This is a genomic window from Streptomyces sp. CB03234, from assembly GCF_001905885.1.
Taxonomy (GTDB): Bacteria; Actinomycetota; Actinomycetes; order Streptomycetales; family Streptomycetaceae; genus Streptomyces.
The window spans coordinates 363648-388339 of sequence record NZ_LIYH01000004.1 but is presented as its reverse complement, the minus strand read 5'-3'; the positions used below and the strand labels follow the sequence as shown (position 1 = coordinate 388339).

Sequence of the window (24692 nt, the reverse complement as noted above, 5' to 3'; positions counted from 1 at the left end):
ACGACGGATTATCCCCGCTCGTGCCGGGACGTGCCCGGTCAGTAGTTCTGCCACTCGTGGCGGGTGTACTCCAGCACCGCCGGGTCCATCAGCGTGCTGGCCCGTACGTCCTGGGGGCGGCGGTCCACCGGGAAGACGGTGGAGGCCGCGAGGACGTCGTCGTCCAGGAACCGCAGCGGCGGGGCGTCGGCCGCCAGGCGCAGGGCGGGCGGTGGGCCGTCGGTGCCGGGGGTGGCGAGGATGAAGCCCCAGTTGCCGAAGCTGGGGACGTCGACCTGGTACGGGGTGGTCGCGTAGCCGGCCTCGCGGATGGTGGCGGTGATGGACCAGTACGACTTGGGCGCGAAGAACGGCGAGCCGCCCTGGACCATGACCCGGCTGTCGGGGTTCAGGACGCGGCCCAGCAGGTGGTAGAACTCCACGCTGTAGAGCTTGGCCAGAGAGGCGGTGTCGGGGTCGGGGAAGTCGATGAGGACCGCGTCGTAGCGCCGGGTGGCGTCCCGCAGCCAGGTGAAGGCGTCGGCGTGGACGACGGTGACGCGCGGGTCGGACAGCGCGTGGTCGTTGAGGTCGAGCAGCGGGGCGAAGGTGCGGGCCAGCCGCGTCACCGCCGGGTCGAGGTCGACCAGGGTCACCGTGTCGACGTCGTCGTACCGCAGCACCTCCCGCAGAGCGAGCGCGTCGCCGCCGCCGAGGATCAGTACGGAGGACCGCTTGCCCGACAGGGCGGGGTGGACGAGCGCCTCGTGGTAGCGGTACTCGTCCACGGAGGAGAACTGCAGGTCGCCGTTGAGGAACAGCCGGGTGTCGGGCTCCCCGGTGAAGGCGGTGGACCGGGTGACGACGATATCCTGGTACGGGGTGGTCTCGGCGTGGACGATCGGGTCGCGGTAGAGCTGCTGACGGGCGGTGACCTCGATGTCGTCCGCCAGGACGTACACCGTGCCGAGGACGGCAAGGACACCGGCGGCGCCGGCCAGCAGCGCGTTGCGCACCACCGGGCGGGTCTCGCGGCGGAAGATCCACAGGACGACGACGACCCCGGCCACGGCGTTGACCGCGCCCACCACCAGCGCGCCCTTGAGCTGGCCGAAGGCGGGCAGGAGCAGCAGCGGGAAGCACAGGCCGCCGACGAGCGCGCCGACGTAGTCCGCGGCGAACATGTCGGCGACGGCGCTGCCGGCCTCCTGGCGCCTGATCCGCTGAAGCAGCGTCATCAGCAGCGGGATCTCGGCGCCGACGAGGAGGCCGACGACGAACGAGACGACCACCATGGCGGGCATGTAGAGGCGCAGCCAGGCGAACGCCACGTACAGGATGAGCACCGACAGCCCGCCGACGAGCGCGAGCAGGATCTCGACGAGGGCGAAGGCCCCGACCGCGCGCCGTTGCAGGGGCTTGGCGGCCAGGGACCCGATGCCCATGGCGAAGACCATGACGGAGATGACCACGGAGGTCTGCATCACGGAGTTGCCGATGAGGTAACTGCCCAGCGCCGTCAGCGCCAGTTCGTAGACCAGGCCGCAGGCCGCGCAGATGAACACCGCGAGCAGCAGCAGGAAACGTGTTCCGCGTGCGTGGGCCCTCGCCGGTCGGGGGGTGGCGGCCTCAGTGGTGCGGTCCAGGACGGTGGTGCTCATGGAGGGGGTGCCGTTCAGGAAACGGCTGCGCCGACCATGAAGGCCGTGCCGAGGTACATCGCTGCCTGGACCCAGGCGGCGGGGTGCGGGCTGGTGCCGTTGTCGTCGAGGACGGCGTGGCCGAGGCGGCCGGGGGTCAGCAGGCCGACGACGACGGAGATGAGCGTCATCACGGCGACGCCGGCGAGGCCGTACAGCAGGGTGCTGAGCAGCCCTTCGGCGAGGCCCTGCTCGGATTCGCTGGCCCGGATGGACTGCTCGATGACGAGGCCGATGGCGATCGTCTGGCCGGCGAGGAGCACGGCGGCGCCGCGGTTGCGCTCGGTCCACACCACATGGACGAGCTTGCCGGGGGTGACGAGGTCGAGTGCGATGAAGCCGACCGCCATCACGACGAAGCCGACGAGGCCGTAGAGCAGGGCGGTGCCTGCCGACTCGAAGATCTCTGCCACGGTGTGCCTTTCGGAGGGAGAAGTGAGCGTGATCGTGAGCGTGTGCGGGTTCGGCGGGTCACTTCCCGGAGCCGGGGCCGCCTCCGCGGAACGCGGCGCTGTCCGGGTCGGGCCATACGGAGCCGATGTGGGTGCGCCAGCGGTGGTAGCCGCTGCGGTAGTCCGCGATCTCGATCACGCTGCCGCGGCCGCTGCTGTGCGGGCTGATCGCGACGATGTCGTCGCGGTAGCGGAGGAATCGCCGGTCGCCGTCGCTGAGGCGGTCGACGGCCGAGGTGTTGCCGTCGATCTCCTTGGCGACCTGTGACGTCGGGTCGGTCCTGTCGACGTAACCGGCGCCGCTGCGCGAGTACTCGCCGCGGATCCAGCCGGACGGTACGGCGTTGCCGTCGTCGTCGGGTTCGTCGGCACAGGCGGCGAGGGCCGCCGTGGCGAGGATCAGCGCGCTGATGCGTCGGGCGGTCTTCATCGGGCCTCCAGCCGGGTGTGCGTCGCCACGATCCGGCGGCTCTGCGGGTAGGTGTGCCAGGTGCGCCAGCTCAGCCCGGCGCTCTCCGGCTCGACGGTCAGCGCGGTGACCGCTTCGGGGGAGCCGGGGAAGATGCCGTGCAGGGCCTGGGGATGGCCCTCCGCGCGGTCGCGGATCCGGGCGACCCGGGCGCTGAACTCCTGCGGGTGGAAGCGCCGGACGTGGGCGCGGAACCCGTAGGTCCAGTCGTCGAAGTCCCGCGCGGCCGCCTCCGGGAGGCCGCCGTCGACGCCGGGCAGGCAGGCGACGGTTTCCCGCACGGGCCCCGCGAACACCTGGTGGGAGGCGCCCAGGAGCCTGAGCTGTACGTCGAGCCCGGCGACGGTGAGGTCCCGTACGGCGAGTGCCTCGTGCGCGGAGCGTCCCAGCACGAACGACAGCTGGTCGGCGTCGGTGTCCTGGTACGGGGCCGTCAGCGCTATGCCGCTCATCGGGCGCCGCCCGGACCTCTGACCAGCACCGTGCCGAGGACGGCAAACTCGACTCTCAACGATGTTCCCCCGACTGCGAATGTGCTTGGAGCGCGGCTGAGTATGACACAAGCGCAAAACGCGCCACATCCGGGGTGTCAGCCCAGGTCCCGGTCGGTGTCGCGGTCGGAGCCGGGCCACACGTAGGGCAGGTCGTCCGGGACTCCGGCGAAGCGCGCGGCGTAGAAGCCGGGGTCCTTGCGCAGCAGGGCCGACTGGTGGCTGCGGTGGAAGCGGGGGTCGCCCAGCCAGGGCGGCAGCTCACCGTTCTCGGCGAGCTCGGCCTGCGGGCGTACGGGCGCGCCGGGGCGTACGGCGTGGAAGCCGGCGAGCAGGGAGGCGGCGCAGGTGTCGCGGTGCCCCTTGGCGGTCCAGGCCCCGCACACCTCCAGCCCGTAGCGGACCAGGGCCTCCTCGTAGCCGGTCCACATCCGTACGGCCGGATGGCGACGCCAGCCGTAGCCCGGCACGGTCAGCCCGCGCAGCACCTGGAGTGCCTCGACCCGCTGTTTGCCGAGGCGGCGCGGGTCGAGGACCTCGGCGCACTCCGAGAACCGCGGGAACGGCAGGAAGGTCTGCACACCCCCGTGTCTACCGTCCCCGGGCCGCCTCCGCACGCCGGCCCATGAGCGACGCGTCCAGCCGGGGCAACGCCCGCTGGAGGCGGCCACTCACCGGCCCCCAACTCCGTTGCCCGGCGCGGCGCGTGCTCCGCGTGACGTGTTGAACGCCGGAAGAGAAGGCGTGGCCCGACGACGCCGCCCCGGTACGCCGGCCCGGTCTCACCCCGCCTGGGCGATGATCCCCGCCATGGCGCGTTCGGCGAGGGCGGCGATGGTGAGGGAGGGGTTGGCGCCGCCGGCGTTCCCGGGGATCAGGGACCCGTCGAGGACGTAGAGCCCCCGCACGCCGTGGACCCGGCCTTCGAGGTCCGTGGTGCGGCCGATGACGCAGCCGCCCAGGGGATGCCCGGTGAAGGGGTGCGTGGTGAGCGTGACGGGGAGCGTGCCGGGGTTGGCGTCGATGACGCGGGAGCTGAGTTCCAGGGCGGACCTTGCCGCCGCCGCGGACTTCTCGGGCGACCAGTCGGAGAGCGACACCCGGCCGCTGCGCGGGTCGTAGCGGAACGTGCCGCGGTTGTCGGTGTCGACGGTGACGCTGAAGGTGACGATCGCCGGGAGCGCGTGATAGGCGGGGAGGACCCAGCTCTCGGCGAGCAGCGGCAGCTCGAACTGGTCCGGGAGGAACGCGCCGGACGCGCAGGGGGAGCCTTGTGAGCCGCCGTGGAAGCGCAGGGTCTGGGAGCGGAGGGTGGCCTGGTCGCCGTTGTCGCCGAAGCCGGTGCCGAGGGACGCGGGCAGGCCGGCCAGGTCACCGCGTTCGCGTGCCGCCACAAGGAGCCGGTTGGTGTTCAGCGTGCCGGCGGCGACGAACAGCATGTCGCAGGTGAACTCGTCGGTGCCGAGTACGGCCCCGCCGGTGGTGAGGCGGCGGACCTCCACCCGGAAGCGTCCGTCGCGGCGCCGCCCGATGGACCGCACCTCGTGCAGGGCACGCACCTGTACGTGTCCAGTGGCGAGCGCCGCCGGCAGGTAGCTGCGGGTCAGCGACTTCTTCGCGCCGTTGCCGCAGCCGAAGTCGGATTCGCCGACGGTCGCCGAGAGCGGGGCGGCGCGGGCGAGTTCGCGCCGGACGACGTCCCAGTCGAAGGTCGAGTCCAGGGGGGAGGTGCGGAAGCCCGCGGTGGCCAGGTGCTCGTCCCACAACCGGGAGTGGGTGAACGGCATGGACCGGTAGACGTCCCGCGGCATCGGGGAGGCGCCCAGCATGCGGCGCACCGTGGGGAACCACCTGCGGGTGAACTCCTCGTAGGGCAGACCGGCCGGGTAGAGCCGTTCGAAGTACCGCCTGGGCGGGGCCACCGTGACACCGGTGTAGACGATGGACCCGCCGCCGACCCCCGCGCCACAGGCGATGTCGAGCCCCCGCTCCTCGGACACCTCCATCACTCCTGGCGCGGGCCGGACGGGCGTGGGCGGCAGCGCCGGCCAGCGTGTGGTGCGGCGGAACCAGAACATGGTGTCGGTGACACCGTTCATCGATCCGAAGTCGTGCCTGCGCGGGGCGACGGGCCACTCACGGCCGCGCTCCACCACCAGGGTGTCCACCCCCGCCTGCCCGAGCCGCAGCGCGGCCACCGAACCGCCGAACCCGGAGCCGATCACCAGGGCCCGGAAGTGCGTCCGCGACACGGCGGCCGCGTACGTACGGCTGCCGACCCCGCCCAGCACCGCCGCGCCGAGAGCGGCCAGGGTCCCGCGACCCGCCAGGCCCAGGATGCGTCGACGGTTGACGGGCATGGACCACTCCTGTGCGGCTCCGGGTCGTGCCGCTCGCAGACACGGCGGCGTCATGTGACGAAACGACGCCCCCCTGTCGCGGGACACGCGCCGGCGAAAGGGAGTCGTCGAGGCCCGCCGGTTGGGGAGTTCCGGGTCAGATCACCCTGCGTCCTTCGAGCGGCGCGGCGTGGAGCTCCGGGCCACGTTCGCTCGGGAGCCGCGGTGTGTGGTTGACCAGCCGTGCCGAGTTGCCGACGACCGCGATGCTGCTGGTGTTGTGGAGCAGGGCGGCCACGACGGGGTTGATGGACCCGCCCGCACCGGCGCCCAGGCCGATCAGGTTGACGCCGATGGCGAGGCCGTAGTTCTGCCGGACGACGCGCAGCGTGTGGCGGCTGAGTTCCACGACGGCGGCGACTTGGCGCAGATCGTTGCCCGCGAGCGCGATGTCGGCGGTTTCCAGCGCCACGTGGGAGGAGTGCGCGCCCATCGCGATGCCGACGTCCGCCAGGGCCAGGGCGGGCGCGTCGTTGGTGCCGTCGCCGACCATGGCCACCAGGTGGCCCTCGTCCTGGAGGTCGCGGATCAGCTGGAGCTTGCCCTCGGGCAGGGCGTGGGCGTGCACCTCGGTGATGCCGAGGGCGTCGGCGACCGACTGGGCCGTTTCCGGGGAGTCGCCGGTCATCAGGATGATGCGCTGGACCCCGAGGTCCTGGAGTTGCCGGACGACGGTCTCGGCTCCGCCGCGTACGGCGTCGGAGAGGCCGAGCATGCCGATCAGGTCGTCGTCGTGGGCCAGGCAGATGACGGTCTCGCCCTGGGCGCGCAGGTTCTCCGTCCACTGCTGGGCCCGCTCGGGCAGTTCCATGCCGTGCTGGCGCAGCAGCGCGGGGCTGCCGACCAGGAGGCGGCTGCCGTCGAGTTCGGCGCGCATGCCCATGCCGAGGACGACCTCGCACGCCTGGTGGATGGGGACGTGCAGGTGCTGCTCCTCGGTACGGCGGACGATGGCCTCGGCGAGCGGGTGGCGGGCGTGCAGCTCCCCCGACGCGGCGAGGCTGAGCACCTCGTCCGCGGTGAACCGCTCGTGGAAGGTGACCACGCTGGTGACCAGTGGGCGGCCCAGGGTGAGCGTGCCGGTCTTGTCGAAGACGACGGCGGTGACGCGTCCGACGCCTTCCAGGTGGGTGCCGCCCTTGATGAGGGTGCCGTGGCGGGCTCCGTTGCCGATGGCCGCGCTGATCGCCGTCGGGGTGGCCAGCCCGGCGGCGCACGGGCAGGCGATGAGCAGCATGGTCATCGCGCGCCGCGGGTCACGGGTCAGCACGTACGTGCCGGCTGCCAGCGCGAAGGAGACGGGGACGAAGCGGCGGGTGAAGCGGGTGGCCACGGTCTGGATCGGTGCCCGGTCGGCCTGGGCCTCCTCGACCCGTCCGATGATGCGGCCGACCGTGGTGTCCCGGCCGACGGCGGTCGCGCGGATGGTGAGGGAGCCGTTGGTGACGATGGTGCCGGCGTAGACCTCGGCGCCTTCCTGCACATAGACCGGGAGGGCTTCACCGGTGATCGCGGCCTGGTCCACCAGCGCCGCGCCGGTGGCGGCGGTGCCGTCGACCGGGATCCTGTGGTGTTCGTAGACCGCGACGAGGTCGCCCGGTTCCACGTCCTCGAGTGCCACCTCGATCTCGACACCGTCCCGTACGAGCCAGACCCGCTCCTCGCCGACGCTCAGCAGTTCCTCGATGGCGCGGCGGGTCCGGCGCAGCGTGAGGGTCTGCAGGAACTCGCCGATGTTCAGCAGCCAGAGCACGGTCAGAGCCACCACGTTCTCGCGCAGGACGAGCGAGATCAGGGTCGCGGCGGTGACGAGGGTGTCCGTACCGGGATAGCGGCGGCCCAGGACGGTGTGCAGCGCGCCGCGGAAGAAGGGCAGGCCGCTGAAGACGGTGGCGAAGCGCAGGAAGCCGAGGGGGGCGCCCGCCGTCCAGGGTGGGCGGCGCAGCAGGAGCCGGTGCACGGCCACGAGGGCGAGTACGGCGCCTCCGACGACCAGCCGGGCGAGCTCGCCCGTGGAGGAGTCGGGTGTGCCACGGGTCGCCTTGGCCACGGCGGACGGTGGTGGCGCCTCCTCCAGTGCCGCTACCAGCCCGTCGACACGCAGGCGGTCGGGGACGACCCAGACCACCACGCTGCCGGTACGGGGGAAGATCCGCAGCGCGCGGAAACCGTCCAGGTCGGCGAGCCGGTCGTCGACCAGCCCCGCACAGCCGGGCCGGGCCCGCAGCCACGGCACGGTCAGGCGCACCCGGCCCGCGGCGACCGAACGTACGACGACGCCGGACATGATCAGTGGGCGTGGTCGTGGTCGTGGGCATGGCCGTCGACCTGGACCGCGGACGGCGGCGGTGCCTCCTCGCCCAGCGAGGACCGGGCCTCGGCCAGCATGTCGCCCGCCTTGAGACGGGCCTCCTCGGTGGCGGAGCCCAGCCACCGGCCCGCCACGATTCCGCCCGCGATACCGCCGACGAGCGCCTTGCGGGCGGCCGGGCGGACCGCCGGTGCGGCTTTGGCCGCCCCGCGGAAGATCAGTCCACCGATCACGCCGGAGACGGCGAAGTGTGCCACGCGCCCCGCGGTGGCACCGACCAGAGCAGCGGGATGCATCGGGCGCTCCTTCGCAGCGACGCGCCCCCATCGCCCAACCCGACTCCATTGTCCCCCGCCGGAGGACGATCGTGAAGCCGCGCCGTCGGCTCCGCCGGAGGGGGAGGGCCGGTGCGCTGCGGGGCGTGCCTCCGGTGGACGCCGTCGGCTCCGCCGGGGCCCCGCGCGGCCGCCGCGGGCCGGACCACCCGGCTTGCGAGTGGCCGGCCCCGTCCAGCCCCCGTCCGGCACCCGTCCAGCCCCCGCCCGGCGGCGGCCCGCACGGGCCGGCGGGCGGGGCGGTGGCGGTTCGGACCCGGGCGGTTTTGCCCGTCAGCGCGCCTGGGGAGTTCCCGTGGCGGCCCTCACCGCGTCGGACAGGATGGCCAGCCCCTCGGTGAGCTCGTCCTCGGTGCTGGTCAGCGGCGGCAGCAGTTTCACCACCTCGTCAGACGAGCCCGACGTCTCCACGAGCAGTCCACGGGTGAACGCGGCGCTGCTCACGCGCGCCGCCAGGGTGTGGTCCTCGAAGGCCAGCCCCCACACGAGGCCGCGGCCGCGGGTTCGGGCCGCCACCCCGGAGGCCGACAGCTGCGCGGCCAGGTCCGTCAGGTGTCCTTCGAGCAGCTCGCCCTTGCCGGCGGTCTGCTTCTCCAGCGTGCTGTCGGCCCAGAACGTCCGCAGTGCGGCCGCCGCCGTCACGAAGGCGGCGTTGTTGCCCCGGAAGGTTCCGTTGTGCTCGCCCGGGCTCCATACGTCCAGCTCGCCGCGGAACAGGGTGAGCGCCATGGGCAGTCCGTATCCGCTGATGGACTTGGACAGGCAGACGATGTCCGGAACGATGCCCGCGGCTTCGAAGCTGAAGAAGGGGCCGGTGCGCCCGCACCCCATCTGTACGTCGTCCACGATGAGGAGGATGTCGTGCTGCCGGCACAGTTCGGCGAGCGCGGCCAGCCACTCCGCGCCGGCGACGTTGACCCCGCCCTCCCCCTGCACCGTTTCCACGATCACGGCGGCGGGCAGGTCGAGCCCGCTGCTGGAGTCGCGGAGCATCTCCCGCAGCAGGTCGATCCCGGACAGGGACGGGGTGCCGAACCCCTCGAAGGGGACGCGGTACACGTGCCCCAGGGGCACTCCGCCTCCGGCACGCTTGGCGGCGTTGCCGGTGACGGCCAGGGAGCCCAGCGACATGCCGTGGAACGCCTTGGTGAAGGCCACCACCGTTTCCCGGCCGGTCACCTTGCGGGCCAGCTTCAGCGCGGCCTCGACACTGTTCGTACCGGTCGGGCCGGTGAACTGCACCTTGTAGTCGAGGTTGCGCGGTACGAGCACGAGGTCGTGCAGCGCCCGCAGAAGCTCTGCTTTGGCGTCCGTCGTCATGTCGAGGCTGTGGACGATGCCGTCGTCCTGGATGTAGGACAGCAACGCGTCTTTGAGGACGGGGTGGTTGTGACCGTAGTTGAGGGAACCGGCACCGGCGAAGAAGTCCAGGTAGGAGCGGCCCTCCCGGTCCTGGAGACGGCTTCCGCTGGCATGGGTGAAGACGGTCGGCCAACTGCGGGAGTAGCTGCGGACCTCGGACTCGATGGTCATGGGGTCGAAGTCGGTGTATGGGGGGTTCACCATGCCTCCTAGGCAGGTTGACGGGAGGTGGAGTCGGGCCGCGAGCCGTCGGCGGAGACTCTCGCCGCGAGCTGGCAGCGGGGCACCAGGTAGTAGAGACCGCCGGCGGTGATGACGAGCACGACGGCGCACATCGCCCAGGGCAGTGAGGTGCCGTGGCTGTAGGCGAACACCCCGGCCGCCGGGCCGATGGACATGCCGGTGGTCTGGCACAGGCCGAGGAATGACAGGTACTTGGAGGCGGCCCCGTCGGGCGCCACCTCGGTCGAGAACGCCGCGGCCACCGGCGCCACCAGGATTTCGCCCAGGGTCCAGATGAGGACTCCGGCGATCAGCACGCCGAGGCTTATCCCGAAGAGGTTCACCGCGTAGCCGCCGCAGACGCACACCGCGCCGAAGACGACGGTCGTACGGCGGGCCCAGCGCGAGGAGTACCGGCTCAGCGGTATTTCCACCAGGATCACGAGGATGGCGTTCAGCGTGAGCAGCCAGCCGTAGAGCTTCTGGTCGTGGTCCGAGTCGTGGATGGCCAGTGCCAGCGACCCGGTCTGCTGGGCGTAGACGAGGGAGATCAGGCCGAACAGCACCGCGGCGCCGATGAAACCGCGGTGCATGCGCACGGCCGGCCCGGTTCCCCGTCGCTTGCCCTCGTCGTCCGGGACCGCGGCCGCCCGGCCCAGGCGCCGGGGCAGTGCGAGCAGCAGCAGTGTCGCCGCCGTCGCGGCGATGCCGTTGCCGACCAGCAGCGCCGTCATGGACCAGTCCATGAGGAAGGCGCCGAGCAGCGGGCCGACCGTGACTCCCAGGTTCATCGCGAGGCGGTAGACGGCGAACATGCCGACGCGCCGGTCGTCGCTCGCCTCGACGCCCACCACCGTCTGCGCGGCCGGCCCGTACGCCTGCACACCGGCGTTGAGCAGACACGAGACCACGACCGTCAGCGCGAATTGCTCCACCACGGCCGACGCGAAGGCACACAGCGCGGTGAGCGTGCTGGACAGCAGGAGCGCGCCCCGCAGCCCCAGCCAGTCGGAGAGCTTGCCCGCGACGCCCGCGCCGGCCATGCCCGCCACCGCCACGGCCACCAGGGCGAAGGTGATGTGGCCCGGCTCGTACCCCCGGTCGGTGAGGATCAGGGTGAGGAACAGGGTGAAGAAGCCGCCCAGGCGGTTGATGAAGACACCGAGCGAGACGATGGCGATGGCTCGGGTAACCCCGCCGAAGTAGCTGCGGAAAAGTCGCGTCATATGTCAGCCAAGGAGAAGGAGTCGGATGGGGTCGGCCACTGCCGCGAGCGCCACCACGAGCGGCCAGGCGAGCCAGCGCGTGACGTCGCCGATCCGGCGGAACGCGGCGACCGCGCCCATGACGTACCCGGCGGTCGCGGCGCAGGCGGGGACCAGGAGCAGCCAGACCACCGAGCCGGGCAGGGTGCCGGCCGTGGCGAAGGCCGCGCAGAGCAGGCCGACGACCACGAGCTGCCGCCGCCGCGCGCCGGGGCCGGCGGAGCCCGTGACACGGGCCACGATCCGCCCGGCCGCACGGATGTTGGTGAAGCAGTACGAGGTGATGACGGTGAGCAGGGCCGCGGACAGGGTGTAGCGCGCCCACCCCGGCGGTGTTCCCTCCGGTCGCCCGGCGGCCGCCCCGTACAGCCATGCCAGGGGCAGGTAGACGGCCGCGACCGCCGACGCGCCCAGCGCGACCCCGGCCAGCGTCGCCCCGAGCCCCGCCTTCGTACGCGGGACCAGGTCCGTGACCGATTCCCAGCCGACGCCCGCGAAGTACAGCACCAGCAGCGCGATCCCGGCCGCCGCCCCGGCGCCGGGCACCGAGGCCGGCGCGAGAGCGCTCCCCGGCGCCGCCGCGGGCCAGGCGGCCGCGGCGCACGCGAAGGCGAGGAGGCCCACGACCGGCAGGCGCAGGCGCAGCAGGGCCGGCGGCGTGGGCACGTCCAGCAGCGCGAGGACGAAGCCCACCGCCAGCACGCCGGCGGCGACGACCGGCCCGAGCCAGGCGGGGGCGCGGCCGCCCTCCGCCACGGCCGCCACGACGCTCTGCGCGGCGAACCAGGCCAGCGCGGCCTGGCCGGCGGAGAAACCGACCGTGTATGCCACGTCGACGCACCGCTGCGACGTACGGCCGAGGACCGATCCCACCGCCGCGGCCAGCGGCATGGGCGGCAGGCCGGTGCGCGTCAGGAGCGTCAGGAGCAGGGCGACCGCGGCGCCCAGCGCCACGTGCGCCCCCCAGAGCAGCGGGGCGCTCGGGCCGGCCAGCCCGTGGACGACGGCCGGCATGACGAGCATGCCGGCGCCGGCGACGCCCTGGAACACCCCGGCGGCGAGCCGGGTCGCGGGGTGCCGGAGCAGGGTTCCGCTGTCGGTGTCCCCTGCCGTGCCGGCGCCTGCGACCCGCTGGGTGTCGGCGGTCATCGGGCGCGCTTGCGCAACCTGTCGAGGAGGACGCCGGCGCGCAGGGACAGCAGGCTGAACGAACCGGCGTCGCCGATCCCGTGGGAGGACTCGCACAGCCCGTTCAGGTACAGGTCGGGCGTGTCGGCGTCCATCGGCGTCAGGAGGTAGTCGGCGCTGATGTCCAGGTAGCCGTCCTCGTCGAAGACGAAGGAGTCGGCGATGCCCTCCATCAGCGGCGGTACGCGCTCCTGGTGCGGGCCGGGGCCCAGGTCGCGGAAGCCCGTGGCGAGCACCACGACATCGGCGCGGACGTCCTCGGTCTCCCCGGTGTTCAGCTCCTTGATCTGCAGGCGGACACCGTCCGGCCCGTCCTGCACCGCCATGGTCTGGCGGTTGCCCCGGACGAAGACCCGCTGGTCGCCGTCGAGCTTCTGCTCGTAGATCAGGGCGTACAGCTCGTGCAGGACGTCTCCGTCGGCGGCCGAGTAGTTGGTGAGGCGCATGTACTCGTCCAGCGCCTTCTTCCGGTGCCGGGGCGCCTGGTAGTAGTACTGGGTGAATTCGGGGAAGTAGCCCTCCTCGCTGAAGGGGCTGGTGTCCTTCAGCCGCAGCCCGTACGGGCGTACATAGGTGGTGACCGTCGCGTCGGGGAAGCGCCGCGACAGGTCGAGGGTCAGCTCGACGGCGCTCTGGCTGCCGCCGATGACGGCCACCTCCTTCGGCGGCCACTGGCCCTCGCCCCGCTCCGCCGCTTCGCGCAGCGCGTCGAGGGCGGGCAGGTAGCGCGTCAGGTGGAACACCCGGGGCGACTGGAGGCGGTCGAACGGTTCGGGGACGAAGGCGGAGCGGCCCGGGCCGAGCACCAGGGCGTGGGCGTGGCGGACGACGCCGTCGGAACCGGTGACCCGGTAGACGTTGCGGCCCTCGTCGCCCGGGACGATGGCGATGTCGGTCGCGGCGACGTTGTATTCGACGACGTCGTCGAAGTACCGGGCCACCCAGGAGATGTACCGGGTGTACTCCTTGCGCAGCGGGAACTCCATGGGGAGGTTCAGGAACTCGAGGAGCCTGCCCTCCTCGTGGAGGTAGTTGACGAAGCTGTACCGGCTGCGCGGGTTGCGCAGGGACACGAGGTCGCGTATCGGGTTGTTCTGGATGTCGGAACCGTCGAGCAGCATGGCGCTCTGCCAGGCGACTTCCGGCTTGGCCTCGAGGAAGGAGACGCTGAGCCCGGCGTTCTCCTCCTGCAGCGCGATGGCCAGGGCGAGGTTGGCGGGACCGAAGCCGATCCCGAGCACGTCGTAGGGTGCCGGTTGTTCGGCACGGGCCGGAGTCGTCGTCACTTTTCCCCCTTGGGTCGGGCGTTGATGGTGTGCGAGTAGTGGATCCAGGTCGACGAGGCGCCCGGTTCTCCGGCGTCCTGGAGGAAACGGTCGTACAACGTCCGCGCCCGGTGGTTGTCGGGCGCGGTCTCCCATACGAGGGACCCGTATCCGCGCTCGCCGGCCGTGTCGGCGGCCGCGCGCAGCAGCGCGGCACCGACCTGCTTCCCGCGGTGCTCGGGCCGTACGTAGAGGTCGTTCAGCAGGGCGACCACCGTGGCGCGGGTGGACACGCGGACCCAGTAGAGGGTCGCGAAGCCGACCGCCTGGCCTGTCTCGTCGTCCGAGGCCAGGAGCTGGAGCCCCTGGGCGGGGTCGGCGAGCAGGTCGCCGAAGAACGCCCTGTTGCGGGCGGGGTCCGGCTCACAGCCGTAGAACGTCTGGTAGTCGGCGATCAACGGGAGCACCGCCTCGAACGTCGATTCATCGACGTGGCTGATGCGATAGGGCATGTCTTGCTGCCTCTTACTCTGTGTTGCCCAGGGGTGTGCCCCGGTGGGTACGGCGTGCGGGGCCGGCGGACCGGCCCCCCGACGCCTCGGCCCGTGGTTCAGGACGGCGACCGGGCCGGGTCGCCTTCGAGTACGACGGCCTGCTCCAGGGCGTCGAGGCGGCTCGCCACCTCGTCCTGGTTGCCGCCTTCCGCGATCAGGTAGGCGTAGCGGGACACGTAGTCGCCCGGGGGCGGCTGCAGGGTCGCCCCGGGGAGGGCCAGGGGTTCGGCTTCCAGGAGGTGGGGGTGGTCGGCGGCGGACGGCAGCCGGACGCCCGTCATGGTGGTCGGCTCGGTGGGGCAGCAGAAGCGGATTCCCACCGTGCGGGGGTTCTCGGGCTCGGCCGTCGGCCGGTCCTGCCGTACGCCCAGGGCCACTTCCGCGGCGATCCGGCCGAGGTCGACACCGCCGGCGAGCCAGCCGAGTTTCGGGATGAGGTCCCCGCCCGGGCGGCCGTTGATCTCGATGACGACCGGGCCCCGCGGTGTGAACTTGATCTCCGCGTGGGTCATGCCGTGGTGGAAGCCCAGCGCCTTGTGGGCCCTTTGCAGCAGGTCGGAGATGTCCGGGTCGCTCAGGTAGGGGTCGTCCGGGGAGACGATGTGGCCGGTCTCGATGAAGAACGGGGGTTGCCCGATCTTCTTGCGGGCGACGATGTGGGCGGTGAACGCGCCGTCCACCACCGACCCGTCGACGCTGATCTCCGGGCCGTCGAGGAACTCCTCGACGACGATGTCGGGGTACAGCTGGATCCCGGGGTACGTCGAGGCCGCCACCGTGATCCGGTACGCCTCGTCCGTCTCCTCGGGCCCGGTCACCTTGATAACCCCGGAACTGGCGCCCATGGAGCGCGGCTTGAGCACCAGGGGGTAGCCGAACTCCTCGCCCACCGCCCGCAGTTCCTCGGCGGACGTGACGCTGGTGTGCCGGGGCTGCAGCAGCCCGGCGTCCGTCATGAGCCGTCGGCTGAGCTTCTTGTCCCGGCACGCCGAGATGGCGTCGACGGACGCGCCCGGCACTCCGAGGGCGGCGATGAGGTGTGCCGACGGCAGCAGGAGGCCTTCGTCCGGGGCGAGGACCCCGATGATGTCGCGCTCCGCGGCGACCTGGCGGGCGGCGGCGATGAGGTCGTCCGCGGTACGCCCGCTGAGCACCGTGCTGCCGGCGGCGTACGGGGCCTGCCAGGTGAGCTCGTCCGTCTCCAGCAGCCACAGGGGGCAGGCCCGGGCGGCACCGGCGAGCAGGTGTTCGCGGTAGGGGCGGCTGTCCCGGTCCTTCTGGCTGCCGATGCCGACGACCAGCAGCACTCCCTCCTGCCCGCTCATGCCAGGTCCTTGGTGGCGGCGCGGCCGATGCCGGACAGCTTGGTGGGTTCACCGTCCGGGGTGAAGGGGTGGTGGAACGTGAAGGACTCCGGGGTCGGGCCGTGGTCGTGGAGGTGCTCGATGCGCCGACAGGCGTCCTCCCACGTCGGTACGGTGTCGTCGCCGACCCACCACATGGCGTAGGAGGGGCACTCCGGCTTGACGAACCACTCGTGGCGCTTGCGCAGGGCGTCGCGGTGGACGCCCGAGTAGGAGAAGGAGAAGACGGACTCGATGTCCTTCCACAGGGACAGCGTGGACGCCCGGCTGTCGGTGCCGGCGGTGCGGCCGCCGGTGTAGAAGCGCGGGACGGCGAAGGCGCCCCACTGTCCCCAGTCACGTTCGAAGTTGGTGAGGTCCTCCCGGTCGTCGACCGCCACCGCCCGGTCGATGAATCCCGGGCTCTGTTCGGCTTCGAGGAAGGTGGAGGGTGTCCGGTCGTCGAATTCCTGGACGACCGGGTGGCCGTAGGGCTCCTTCAGGATGTTGAAGGTGGTGAAGGCGATACGGGGCATTTCTCTACTCTTTCGGTGCGTCGACAGGAGAGTCGTCGGCGACGTCACGGGCGAAGTCACGGACGAGGGCGATGACGTCCCGCGGTTTCTCGAACAGTGCGAAGTGGCCTGCGTCGATCTCCGCGTAGCTGCTGTGCGGGATGGCGTCGTGCAGAGCGCGCGCGTAACGGACCGGGACGATCTGGTCCTGGGTGCAGCCGATCACCAGCGTCGGGACGGTGATGCGCGGCAGGAGGCCGCGGATGTCCACGCGCGTGTTCAGATCGATGTGCCGGACGATCCCCGGAGGCACCCGTTCCCCGGCCACGAGTTCTTCGATCCCGGCGGTGCCCAGCCGGTTCAGGTGCTCCGTGGTCCAGCCGCTGAGGTGCAGGAACCGGGCGAAGGCGTCGTGGTCGAGCGCTTCGAGGCGGCGCCACAGGTCGAACGCGTGGCGCTGGCGGTCGTCGGTGACCGCCCACCCGGCGAGGAGCACCAGGCCCCGCACCTGGCCGGGGTGGGCGGCGGCAGTGGCCGCGGCCACCACCGCCCCCAGCGAATAGCCCATCACGACGGCCGGCCCGGCGCCGGCGTCCCGCACCGCCGCGGCGGTCTGTTCGGCGAGCAGCTCGACCGTCAGCGGGTCTCCTGGGTCCTTGGTGCCACCGGCTCCGGAGAGGCAGGGCCGCACGACGGTGTGCCGGTCGGTGAACGCGTCCAGCACGTGCCCGAAGGTGGATTCGGGCGAGCCGCCGGTGCCGTGCACCAGGGCGAGGCAGGGGCCGGTACCGGCGACGGTGTAGTCGACCGGACAGCCGGAGGTCGTGACCGTTGGCAAGGCGGGCAGCTTTCAGGAGTGGGGGGTGGATGGGCTGTTGTGCTGTTACGCGTCGACGGGGCGGAAGAACACCGGTACGCGGTCGGCGATGCGCCCGCCGGCCGGCAGGAAGCGCTCGGTGCCCACCGGCCACGGCGGGGTGCCGCGGAAGGCGTCGGCCGGGGCGATGCCCAGCCGGTCGAGCAGGGAGGAGGACCATGCCGGTGTGATCGCCCAGGCCGACGCGGCGAACCGGGCCAGCAGCTCCAGGTGGGTGGCGAGCCTGCTCTCGTACGCCGCGCGGTCTCCCGAGCGGGCGGCCTCCAGCCCGGGGAGGTCGGCGACGGCCTCCGAGACGGCGCCGGCGAGCAGCGTGGCCGCGCGCTGGGGCGAGAAGTGCTCGGGCGCCAGGGCGTCGGCCACGGCGTCGGCCAGCTTCGCCGTTGTGCCGCCGAGCGGTCCCGTGGTCCAGTCCGCTGCCGGTACGGCGCCGTCCGTGTCCTCGCGTACCAGCCGCACCACGGTCTCGACCCACTGCTCCAGGCCGTTGACCAGGACCCGGTCGACGGTGTCCTGGAACTCCTTCATCGCAAAATTGGTCTGCGAGAGCTCGGGGCCCGTCAGGCACAGGTGCATCCTGAGCGCGTCCGCCGACACCTGGGTGAGGAACTCGCTGCCCCAGATGGCGTGGTTGCGGCTGGTGGAAAACTTGTCGCCCTCCAGCCGGTAGAACTCGTTGGTCACCACCTGCGCGGGCAGTGTGAGGCCGCCGTGCGCCAGCAGGAGGGCCGGCCACAGCACGGCGTGGCTGAAGCTGCAGTCGAACCCGATGAAGTTGATCACTTCGGTGGCGGGGTCGCTCCACAGCCGCTCCCACAGCTCCGGCTCTCCCTCGGCGCGGGTGAGGCCGGCGGTCGCCGCCACGTACCCGAAGATCCCGCTGAACCAGGTGTCCAGGATGTGGCCCTCCCAGCCCGGCAGCGGCACGGGGATGCCGTAACCGTCCTCACGGCTCACCGGTGTCAGCGGCAGGGGCCGGGAGAGCAGCGTGTCGAGGTAGGCCTTCAGCCGGGGACGCCACTCGGCCTTGCTCTGCGCCTGGGCGTAGTACTCCGTCAGGGCGTCGCGCATCGCCTCGAGCGGGAAGGAGATGCGGCGCAGGGTGCGGATCTCGGGGGCGGTCCAGCACCGGGTGCAGCGGGGGGCGGCCAGCCCGGCGGGCTCCTGCGGCAGCCCGCACTCCTCGCAGTAGACGCCGTCCGACGGGGCGGCGCAGAACTGGCACTCGCCGCGGACCTCCGCCTCGTACAAGTAACGGTCGCAGTCGGCGCAGTGGAAGACGGGCAGTTCGTGGACCTCGAAGGCGCCCCTGTCCCACAGCTCCAGGAAGAACCGCTGGACGATGTCGGTGTGCAGCTGTTCGCGCAGCGGGCGGGTGAAGTAGTCGTGCCGCATCCCCGCCATGGCGAGGGTGTTCTCCATGCGCCGGCCGAAGACGTGAGCCGTCTCGTACGCGCTCCTGCCGCCGAGCTCCTCGCCCCTGCGTGGTACGTAGCAGGAGTGCTCGTCGGAGTAGCCGACGTACCGCACGTCGTGGCCGCGCTGCACGAGGTGGCGGCGCATCACGTCGGCGCCGAGGAACGGGCCGGAGAGGTGTCCGAGGTGCAGGTCACCGTTGGGGTTCGGCGGTGCGCTGGTCACCACGAACGAGCGGCTCTCGGCATCAAGGGCGTTCATGTACGGGCACTCCTGTTGGTGCGTGATGGAGGTGTGGCGCCGCGCTTCGGCATCTTCTGCGGCGCCGGCGCGGCGGCGGCCTGGCCCGAGGGGGCCTGGTCCGGGGACGCCGACGCGGAGCCGGCCTCGCCGGCCGTCGACGTGGGGTCTGGCGTGATGTGACATTCCCTGGCGCTGCCCGAGACGCGGCTGTGCGGCGGCACGTCCACGGCCACCACGGCACCGGCTCCGATCCGGGACGCCGTACCGACGGTGACGGGGCCGAGGACGCTGGCACCGACGCCGACGATCACCTTGTCCTCCAGCCGGGGATGCCGGCGGGTGCCCGGCGGACGCTTGAAGTCGCGCCACCAGCCCACCGATCCCAGGGTCACCTGGTGGTAGAGCATCACGTCCTCACCGATGACCACGTCCTCACCGATCACCACGGAGGCCCCGTGGTCGATGAAGAAGCGGCGTCCGATGACGGCTCCGGGATGGATCTCGATACCGCTGACGAACCGTGCCAGCATCGAGACGGCCCGTGCCGTCACCCGGAATCCGCGGTGGTAGAACCAGTGGGAGACGCGGTGGGCCCACAGGGCGTGGATATGCGGGTAGAGGAGTACCTCGCCCGCGCTGCGGGCGGCGGGGTCCTTCTCCATCACCACGGAGATGTCCTCCCGCATGTGCGCGAGAACGGCCCGGAGCCCGCGTCCGGTTCTGCCGGAAGGTATCGGACCGTCCGACTCACATGCGCTCATAGGTGAAGTCCCCCACTACAGGTCGGCCGGCGACGAACCGACCCGGACGGTACGGCGTGAGCAGAGGCTCTTCGGCTCGCCCGGCCACCCCCGCGCCCCCCAGGACCTCGGCGGCCACCAGCTCCCCGACGGCCGGAGCGGTCTTGAAGCCGCCGCCGCTGAATCCGGTGGCGAGGTAGAGCCCGTCCGGCCCGGCGGGCCCGATGAGCGGTCTCCTGTCGGGTGTGTAGCCGTCGAAACCGGCTTTGCTGCCCAGCAGTTGCGCACCGCCGACGGCCTTCACCCGGGTGGCGACGGCGTCCTTCGCGGCGGCCACCTCGTCCGGGGTGAGGGGTTCGACGTCGGTGCCCAGGCGCACAGCGGGATTGCTGGGTACGCCGAAGTAGAGGCCGTCGTTCCCGGACGGGCGGAAGTACGTGCCCGTGGTGTCGTCGATGCAGGTGGGCAGCTGGGCGCCCGAGTCCCCGGCTCCGGCCCCGGGTACGGCGGCGAGCGCGAGACCGATGCGGCGCGGTGCCACCTCCACGGTGACGCCCACGGCTCCGGCCAGGTCACGACCGCTCCAGGCTCCGGAGGCGAGCACCACCACCGGCGCGGACACCTGGCCGAGGTTGGTCTCGACGCCGCTGATCCGGTCGCCGGTGGTGAGCAGCCGCCGTACGCACATCCCGTCGGCGACCCTGGCGCCGCGGCGGCGCGCGGCCGCGAGCAGCGTCCCGGCCGCGGCGACGGGGTCCGCGTACCCGCCCGCGGGCTCGTATGCCACCGCTCCGACGCCGTCCAGACCGAGCCCGGGGTAGAGCTCCGTGAGATCGGCGGGGTCGATCAGCTCGCTGTGCCCGCCCGACTCCTCGACCGCCGCTGAGTTGCGGCGCAGGCTGTCGGCGTACTTCTCGGCGACGAGCATCACGAAACCCGTCCGGCGGTAACCGCACTCGCCGCCCACGGTGTCCTGCCAGTTCTGGAAGACCGGCAGGCTCCGGGCGGCCAGACGGGTGTCGCAGTGTGCTGTGTGGTGCAGCCTCAGGAGCCCGCCGGACCGGGACGTCGCGCCCTGGCCGGGCGCGATGCCCTGTTCGCACAGCAGGACGTCGGCAGAGCCGGCGGCGAGGTGGTGGGCGATGCTCGCACCCACCACCCCGCCGCCGACGACAACGACATCGGCGCGCGTCTGGGAACTCGGACTCACGCGGAGGCTTCCTCGGCAGCGGCGCGCTTCGCCTCGGCCTCCGCACCGCCCCACCAAATGGTGAGGAAGATCAGCGGCTTGTCGGTGTCATTGGTGAGGGTGTGATCCTTGAAGGGTGTGATGAAGATCGTGTCACCCTTGCTCACACGACGCTCCTCGTCACCGATGCGCATCACACCGGTGCCCTCGAAGATGAAGAACATTTCGTTCTCGTCGTGATTGTGGCTGGTGGAGGTCTCCCCTTCGGGAACCGACACCCAGGCCCCGCCCCAGAAGGGCTCCGGCACACCGGGCCAGGGGAAAAGCCGGCGGCCCGCAACGTTGTATTCCGCTTCGAAGACCATGTCGTCCGGCGTCCAACTGAACGCGTGCATGCCTGCTTGCTCCCTCGTTTTGATGGCGAATTGACGGGGCGTCATGAGTGACAGAGCCGGTGGCATCCGGCTGGGAAAGTTACCGTCGGGAAATGATCTTGCCGCCGCACAACAAGCAGCGCAAGAGGTGAATCGCTCCGCTTGCCATTGAATGCCCGTTTCAGTCCCGCGTCGATGGAGCGTGAACTATCCCACAGGGGACGCGGATTGACTGACAGTCATGCGGACGCACAACACCCGTCGGTCACGACGCCACGATCGGCGTCCACGTGAAGGCGACCGCGTCGCCCGGCTTCAGGTGGAACTGGCAGCCGCCGACCGGGATGGAGGTGCCGTTGACCGAGATGTTCCAGTAGGCCGAGGACGGGTCCAGCTTGACGCCCTTGATGGTGTCGACGAAGTAGTCGTCGAAGCTGGGGTACCAGACGCCGTCCCAGGTGAAGCCGTGGGCCCGTGCGGCGCTGTCCAGAGCCGCGGTCGGGGTGGCGCCCGGCGTGGCGTTCGCTCCGCCGTTGGTGCCGTCGCACTTGTGCGTACCGCCGGTGGCGGTGGTCACGTCGTGGCCCTTGGTGATGACGCTGCCCGAGAAGAGCTTGCCATCGGGGCCCTGCACCTTCAGGGCCACCAGGATGGGCCGGTTGACAGTCGCCGCATCCGCATGGGCGACAGCGGGGGCCGCGGTGACGGTCAGGCCTATCGCGGCCGCCGATATCACAACGCGGCGAATCAGCGTGCTTCGCATCGATGTCTGCCTTTCTGAAGTGCCGAAGACTGTCTCGTTACCCGTACGGAGCGTGATGGGGCGTGCCGGGCCAGAACAGCAGGGGGAGGTGACACCCGCGTGAAATCACGGCGTCCACAGGGGGTCCAGGCCGCTCACTGCTGACGGTCAGCGCTGAAAACGGCTTTCGCCGGCCTCCCCCTCCAGTCACGCACACGCTAATCTCCCGGCCCCGTACGGAGTTTGAGTTGTGATCATATGCCGGGCGCACAGGCGAACCAAGAGGATGGAGCCACTCCGGTTGTGTGACCGAAGAGACCCCCGCGAACCGTGTCGACGTCCTCGTCGATCACCGCTCTCCGCGTGCCCGGCGCCAGGACGGCACCACGTAAATGCCGTAGGGTGCAAAGGAATTCACCTTTCACCGAAGAAGAGATGGCGGAACGTGGGAAATTCCCGCCACCACAGGCATGAGCCGGCCACCACGGCGTTCCGTCCGGGCACCCGCCGGGGCCCCGAGGTGCGGGCCGGGCGCTCGGCCGGCCCGTACCGGAGATGATCCGCGAACACCGCGCCGTACTCGCCCGAGCCATGCGAAACTCGGTTCATGGGGGATGTGAGACTCACCTTCGACGACGGTTCCGAAGTACGCCTGCACCTCGCGCCCGGCGGCGACGTTCCCGCCGGCGCCGGCGACGAGCTGGACCTTCCGGCGGGCTTCGGCACCGCCCGGCCGGTGAGCGCGGACGGGCGCACCGCGCAGGCGCTGACGCGGGGCGGCGAGGCGCTGACAGCGGCGCTGCGGCCCCTCGGGGGCGTGCTCGGCGGGATCCACCGCAGCTTCGCGCAGTTCGCCCAGCGTCCCGACGAGGTGACGGTCGAGTTCGGCGTCACGCTGGGAAGTGATCTGAGCCTGGGCGTCTTCTCCGGGAAGGGCGAGGCCAGTTTCACCGTCTCGGCGACCTGGAACCTCGCGGCGGAGGGGCAGGCCGCGCAGGACGCCCCGGCCATGGGACCCGCCGCCGTCGTGCCCGGCCAGGTGAACGGCTCCTGACGCCGTGCGGCCGCTGGTGGACCCGGACCGGGACGATGCCCCGCTGCACCGGGCGTTCGTGTCGGTGCTCGGCGAGGCACGGCCGGTCGGCGCCGGTGTCCTGATCGCCCCGCGACTGGTGCTGACCTGTGCCCATGTCGTCAACAGCGCGCTCGGACTGCACCGTTTCTCCCTGCCGGCGCCCTCGCGCGGGCAGCCGGTCACGCTGCGGCTGCCGCATGCCGACCGGGACCGCGAGCTGACCGGCCGGGTCGTCCAGGAGATGTGGGTACCGCCACGCTCCCGCCCCGCGCCCGGCCGGCCCGCTCCGCCGCCCCCGGGCACCCTGCCGTACTACGGCGATCTGGCGGTGGTCGAGTTCGACACCGACGCCCCGCCGGGCGCCGAACCCGCCCCCTTCCTCCCCCACCGGGACGGCAACGAGGTGGTGGCGCAGTGGGCGAGCGGCCATGCCCTGACCACGCTGCGCGCGATGCCGCGCGTGTCCGCCCACCCGTGGATCGCCCTCGACGTGCTCGGCGGCAGGGCGACGGAGGGGTTCAGCGGGGGCCCGGTGTGGGACCGGGACCGCCAGGCCGTAGTCGGTCTGGTCGTCGCCGCCCACGAGACCTCCGGGCCGCCCGCGGGGCGGCACCAGGGGCCGCCCGCCGCCATGTACGCGATCGGCCTGTCGTCCATCGAGGCCGAGCTGCCCGGCCTGCCGCCCGTCGCGGTCCCCGCCGCCGGGCGCGGCCGCCAGCAGCTCCTCGCCGTACTGGAGCAGTTGCTGCCGTCCCGGCAGTCCGTCAGGGAGTGCGAGGAGCGGCTCGCCGCACGGCTCGGCAGGAGGTCGGCGGGCGCGGCCGCCGATGTCGAGCGCCTCGCCGGGACGGCCATGGGGGTACGGCGCGGGGTGCCCGAACTCGTCGACCTCGTGCACGACCAGCTGGCCGAGTGCCGGCCGGGCGCCCCCGCGGAGCCGGGCGGCCTGGAGCAGCTGCTGCGGATCGCTCGCATCGTCAGCCCGCGCGAGCAGCTCTCGCTGGCCCGGCGGCGGAATCTGACGGCGCTGCTCTCCCAGTGCCGGGTCACGGACCCCGTCGCGCTGCTGCGCGCGGTGCTGCCTTACGCCGAGCGGCTGCCGGCTCCGTCCGGCCTCGCGGAGGCCATGGACGTCCTGGAGGGGTACGACGCCCCGCCGGGCCAGCCCATGCCCCCCTTGCTGCAGGGCGCCGTCCGCGTCGCTGTGGAGGAGCGGGCGGCGGCGGGCGCGGGTGGGGAGCATCTCGCGGACGACCTCGACGCGTGGGTGCGCTCCACGGCGCCACGGCTGGGCGTGGCGCCTGCCGCGGTCGACCAGTTCCGGGCGGACGCCTCCGCCGCCCATGCCGCGGCGACGGCCGCGGCCGTCCGGGCGCAGGTCGCCGCCGCGCCCCGGGTGCAGGTCGAGCTGCTGCCCGTGGCGTCCGGGCATCTGTTCACGTACCAGATCTGGGTGTGGAGCGAGGACGGCCGGCACGAGGTGGTGCTGACCCAGGACACGGAAGTCACCAGCCACCAGGTCGTGGAGGCCATCCGGCAGGTCCTCCGTACGGAAGTGCGGGAGCATCCGGAAACGGCGCTCGTGGAGTTCTTCGTCGCGCATGCCTGGCTGCGGCTCGACGTGGACACGTGGGAGTTCCCGGGCGACGCCGACGACATCGGCTTCCACCCCGGCGTCACCCGGCGCGTGGTGCTGCGCAGTTCGGAGCGGACGAGGGAGACGTACGCCGGGTGGAAGCGCCGCAGCAGCGCCCTGGCGGCCTCGCCCCGGATCCTGCTCGACCAGCGGTGCGCGAACCCGACCGTCGCCCTGGCCCGCCTGGAGGCGAGCCCACAGGCGGGAATCGTCGTGGTGTGCTGCGACCGGCAGCAGCAGGGGCGAGTGCTGCGCCAGTGCATCCAGGCCGGGGTGCACACGGTGCTGTGGCACCGCGAGGACCACAGCGGGGAGACCGCCAGTGACCTGCTGGCGCTGGTGGAGGGCGTCGACCACGCCCACATCCCCGAGGCTGTCCGCCTGGAGCGGGCCAAGGCGCTGGCCGACCCGGACTGTGCCACGCACCACGGGCGCCGCCTGTCGCTGCTGCACGACGGCCCCGACCACCGGCCACCACCGCTCGCGCCGGACGCGTGGGCCCTCACCCAGCCATGAGCCCGCCGCGCGGTGAGACCGTTCCCGCCATCCC

At 72.0% G+C, this 24692-nt stretch carries 23 protein-coding genes; 2 read left to right on the top strand and 21 right to left on the bottom strand.

Annotation, left to right across the window (positions count from 1 at the left end; genetic code table 11):
• Window positions 1-38 precede the first annotated feature (38 nt).
• From AMK26_RS18870 to AMK26_RS18770, 21 genes are all read right to left on the bottom strand, one after another.
• Window positions 39-1640: a polyamine aminopropyltransferase gene (locus tag AMK26_RS18870; RefSeq protein ID WP_073755857.1), complete on the bottom strand. Its 1602-nt coding sequence runs from the start codon at window positions 1638-1640 to the stop codon at window positions 39-41.
• A gap of 14 nt (window positions 1641-1654) precedes the next feature.
• Window positions 1655-2092, bottom strand: a complete 438-nt coding sequence (locus AMK26_RS18865) for a DUF350 domain-containing protein (RefSeq protein WP_073755856.1) — start codon at window positions 2090-2092, stop codon at window positions 1655-1657.
• A 58-nt stretch (window positions 2093-2150) separates the two neighbouring features.
• A complete protein-coding gene (locus AMK26_RS18860) occupies window positions 2151-2561 on the bottom strand; it encodes a DUF4247 domain-containing protein (protein WP_073755855.1) in 411 nt (136 codons plus the stop codon).
• Entirely contained in the window at window positions 2558-3052 is a 495-nt protein-coding gene (locus tag AMK26_RS18855; protein WP_073755854.1) for a DUF2617 family protein, read from the bottom strand. The genes AMK26_RS18860 and AMK26_RS18855 overlap by 4 nt, the downstream gene beginning before the upstream one ends.
• A gap of 137 nt (window positions 3053-3189) precedes the next feature.
• Window positions 3190-3672 (bottom strand): MSMEG_6728 family protein, encoded by a 483-nt coding sequence (locus AMK26_RS18850; RefSeq protein ID WP_073755853.1) that lies wholly within the window; start codon window positions 3670-3672, stop codon window positions 3190-3192.
• Window positions 3673-3873: 201 nt separating this feature from the next.
• Entirely contained in the window at window positions 3874-5451 is a 1578-nt protein-coding gene (locus tag AMK26_RS18845) for a GMC oxidoreductase (protein ID WP_073755852.1), read from the bottom strand.
• A gap of 136 nt (window positions 5452-5587) precedes the next feature.
• Window positions 5588-7777 carry a heavy metal translocating P-type ATPase gene (locus AMK26_RS18840; protein ID WP_073755851.1) on the bottom strand — a complete coding sequence of 730 codons (2190 nt, stop codon included), beginning with the start codon at window positions 7775-7777 and terminating at the stop codon, window positions 5588-5590.
• Window positions 7778-7779: 2 nt separating this feature from the next.
• Window positions 7780-8097, bottom strand: a complete 318-nt coding sequence (locus tag AMK26_RS18835; RefSeq protein ID WP_073755850.1) for a DUF1490 family protein — start codon at window positions 8095-8097, stop codon at window positions 7780-7782.
• Window positions 8098-8409: 312 nt separating this feature from the next.
• The gene (gene ectB, locus AMK26_RS18830) at window positions 8410-9702 is read right to left on the bottom strand and encodes a diaminobutyrate--2-oxoglutarate transaminase (protein WP_073755849.1); all 1293 of its coding nucleotides are present in this window, start codon (window positions 9700-9702) and stop codon (window positions 8410-8412) included.
• A 5-nt stretch (window positions 9703-9707) separates the two neighbouring features.
• Window positions 9708-10946, bottom strand: a complete 1239-nt coding sequence (locus AMK26_RS18825; RefSeq protein ID WP_073755848.1) for an MFS transporter — start codon at window positions 10944-10946, stop codon at window positions 9708-9710.
• A 3-nt stretch (window positions 10947-10949) separates the two neighbouring features.
• Window positions 10950-12134: a hypothetical protein gene (locus AMK26_RS18820; RefSeq protein ID WP_079277674.1), complete on the bottom strand. Its 1185-nt coding sequence runs from the start codon at window positions 12132-12134 to the stop codon at window positions 10950-10952.
• Window positions 12131-13459, bottom strand: a complete 1329-nt coding sequence (locus tag AMK26_RS18815) for a lysine N(6)-hydroxylase/L-ornithine N(5)-oxygenase family protein (protein ID WP_073755847.1) — start codon at window positions 13457-13459, stop codon at window positions 12131-12133. The genes AMK26_RS18820 and AMK26_RS18815 overlap by 4 nt, the downstream gene beginning before the upstream one ends.
• Window positions 13456-13950, bottom strand: coding sequence for a GNAT family N-acetyltransferase (locus AMK26_RS18810; protein WP_073755846.1), 495 nt, complete (start codon window positions 13948-13950; stop codon window positions 13456-13458). The genes AMK26_RS18815 and AMK26_RS18810 overlap by 4 nt, the downstream gene beginning before the upstream one ends.
• A 98-nt stretch (window positions 13951-14048) precedes the next feature.
• On the bottom strand, window positions 14049-15317 hold the full coding sequence (locus AMK26_RS18805) for an ATP-grasp domain-containing protein (RefSeq protein ID WP_073755845.1): 1269 nt from the start codon (window positions 15315-15317) through the stop codon (window positions 14049-14051).
• Window positions 15314-15871: a DUF3291 domain-containing protein gene (locus AMK26_RS18800; protein WP_073755844.1), complete on the bottom strand. Its 558-nt coding sequence runs from the start codon at window positions 15869-15871 to the stop codon at window positions 15314-15316. The genes AMK26_RS18805 and AMK26_RS18800 overlap by 4 nt, the downstream gene beginning before the upstream one ends.
• Before the next feature lie 4 nt (window positions 15872-15875).
• A complete protein-coding gene (locus AMK26_RS18795) occupies window positions 15876-16688 on the bottom strand; it encodes an alpha/beta fold hydrolase (protein WP_073755843.1) in 813 nt (270 codons plus the stop codon).
• 45 nt (window positions 16689-16733) lie between these two features.
• Window positions 16734-18404, bottom strand: coding sequence for a class I tRNA ligase family protein (locus AMK26_RS18790; RefSeq protein ID WP_073755842.1), 1671 nt, complete (start codon window positions 18402-18404; stop codon window positions 16734-16736).
• A complete protein-coding gene (gene epsC, locus AMK26_RS18785; protein WP_073755841.1) occupies window positions 18401-19072 on the bottom strand; it encodes a serine O-acetyltransferase EpsC in 672 nt (223 codons plus the stop codon). Before epsC ends, AMK26_RS18790 begins: the two co-directional genes overlap by 4 nt.
• 61 nt (window positions 19073-19133) lie before the next feature.
• Window positions 19134-20336, bottom strand: a complete 1203-nt coding sequence (locus AMK26_RS18780) for an NAD(P)/FAD-dependent oxidoreductase (RefSeq protein WP_073755840.1) — start codon at window positions 20334-20336, stop codon at window positions 19134-19136.
• Entirely contained in the window at window positions 20333-20710 is a 378-nt protein-coding gene (locus tag AMK26_RS18775) for a cupin domain-containing protein (RefSeq protein ID WP_073755839.1), read from the bottom strand. Before AMK26_RS18775 ends, AMK26_RS18780 begins: the two co-directional genes overlap by 4 nt.
• A 244-nt stretch (window positions 20711-20954) precedes the next feature.
• Entirely contained in the window at window positions 20955-21452 is a 498-nt protein-coding gene (locus tag AMK26_RS18770) for a DUF4430 domain-containing protein (RefSeq protein ID WP_073755838.1), read from the bottom strand.
• Between the two features lie 586 nt (window positions 21453-22038).
• On the opposite strand from AMK26_RS18770, the gene AMK26_RS18765 reads away from it, so the two are divergent.
• The gene (locus AMK26_RS18765; RefSeq protein WP_241837963.1) at window positions 22039-22485 is read left to right on the top strand and encodes a CU044_2847 family protein; all 447 of its coding nucleotides are present in this window, start codon (window positions 22039-22041) and stop codon (window positions 22483-22485) included.
• 4 nt (window positions 22486-22489) lie between these two features.
• Complete coding sequence (locus AMK26_RS18760) at window positions 22490-24658, top strand: VMAP-C domain-containing protein (RefSeq protein WP_073755837.1); 2169 nt, start codon at window positions 22490-22492, stop codon at window positions 24656-24658.
• The last annotated feature ends 34 nt before the right edge of the window (window positions 24659-24692 follow it).

Excerpts from the sequence above, each read along its gene's own strand:
- AMK26_RS18870 (WP_073755857.1), bottom strand. The coding sequence starts at position 1,640 with ATGAGCACCACCGTCCTGGACCGCACCACTGAGGCCGCCACCCCCCGA.
- AMK26_RS18860 (WP_073755855.1), bottom strand. The coding sequence starts at position 2,561 with ATGAAGACCGCCCGACGCATCAGCGCGCTGATCCTCGCCACGGCGGCC.
- AMK26_RS18855 (WP_073755854.1), bottom strand. The coding sequence starts at position 3,052 with ATGAGCGGCATAGCGCTGACGGCCCCGTACCAGGACACCGACGCCGAC.
- AMK26_RS18845 (WP_073755852.1), bottom strand. The coding sequence starts at position 5,451 with ATGCCCGTCAACCGTCGACGCATCCTGGGCCTGGCGGGTCGCGGGACC.
- AMK26_RS18840 (WP_073755851.1), bottom strand. The coding sequence starts at position 7,777 with ATGTCCGGCGTCGTCGTACGTTCGGTCGCCGCGGGCCGGGTGCGCCTG.
- AMK26_RS18835 (WP_073755850.1), bottom strand. The coding sequence starts at position 8,097 with ATGCATCCCGCTGCTCTGGTCGGTGCCACCGCGGGGCGCGTGGCACAC.
- ectB (WP_073755849.1), bottom strand. The coding sequence starts at position 9,702 with ATGGTGAACCCCCCATACACCGACTTCGACCCCATGACCATCGAGTCC.
- AMK26_RS18825 (WP_073755848.1), bottom strand. The coding sequence starts at position 10,946 with ATGACGCGACTTTTCCGCAGCTACTTCGGCGGGGTTACCCGAGCCATC.
- AMK26_RS18820 (WP_079277674.1), bottom strand. The coding sequence starts at position 12,134 with ATGACCGCCGACACCCAGCGGGTCGCAGGCGCCGGCACGGCAGGGGAC.
- AMK26_RS18810 (WP_073755846.1), bottom strand. The coding sequence starts at position 13,950 with ATGCCCTATCGCATCAGCCACGTCGATGAATCGACGTTCGAGGCGGTG.
- AMK26_RS18805 (WP_073755845.1), bottom strand. The coding sequence starts at position 15,317 with ATGAGCGGGCAGGAGGGAGTGCTGCTGGTCGTCGGCATCGGCAGCCAG.
- AMK26_RS18800 (WP_073755844.1), bottom strand. The coding sequence starts at position 15,871 with ATGCCCCGTATCGCCTTCACCACCTTCAACATCCTGAAGGAGCCCTAC.
- AMK26_RS18790 (WP_073755842.1), bottom strand. The coding sequence starts at position 18,404 with ATGAACGCCCTTGATGCCGAGAGCCGCTCGTTCGTGGTGACCAGCGCA.
- epsC (WP_073755841.1), bottom strand. The coding sequence starts at position 19,072 with ATGCGGGAGGACATCTCCGTGGTGATGGAGAAGGACCCCGCCGCCCGC.
- AMK26_RS18775 (WP_073755839.1), bottom strand. The coding sequence starts at position 20,710 with ATGCACGCGTTCAGTTGGACGCCGGACGACATGGTCTTCGAAGCGGAA.
- AMK26_RS18770 (WP_073755838.1), bottom strand. The coding sequence starts at position 21,452 with ATGCGAAGCACGCTGATTCGCCGCGTTGTGATATCGGCGGCCGCGATA.
- AMK26_RS18765 (WP_241837963.1), top strand. The coding sequence starts at position 22,039 with ATGGGGGATGTGAGACTCACCTTCGACGACGGTTCCGAAGTACGCCTG.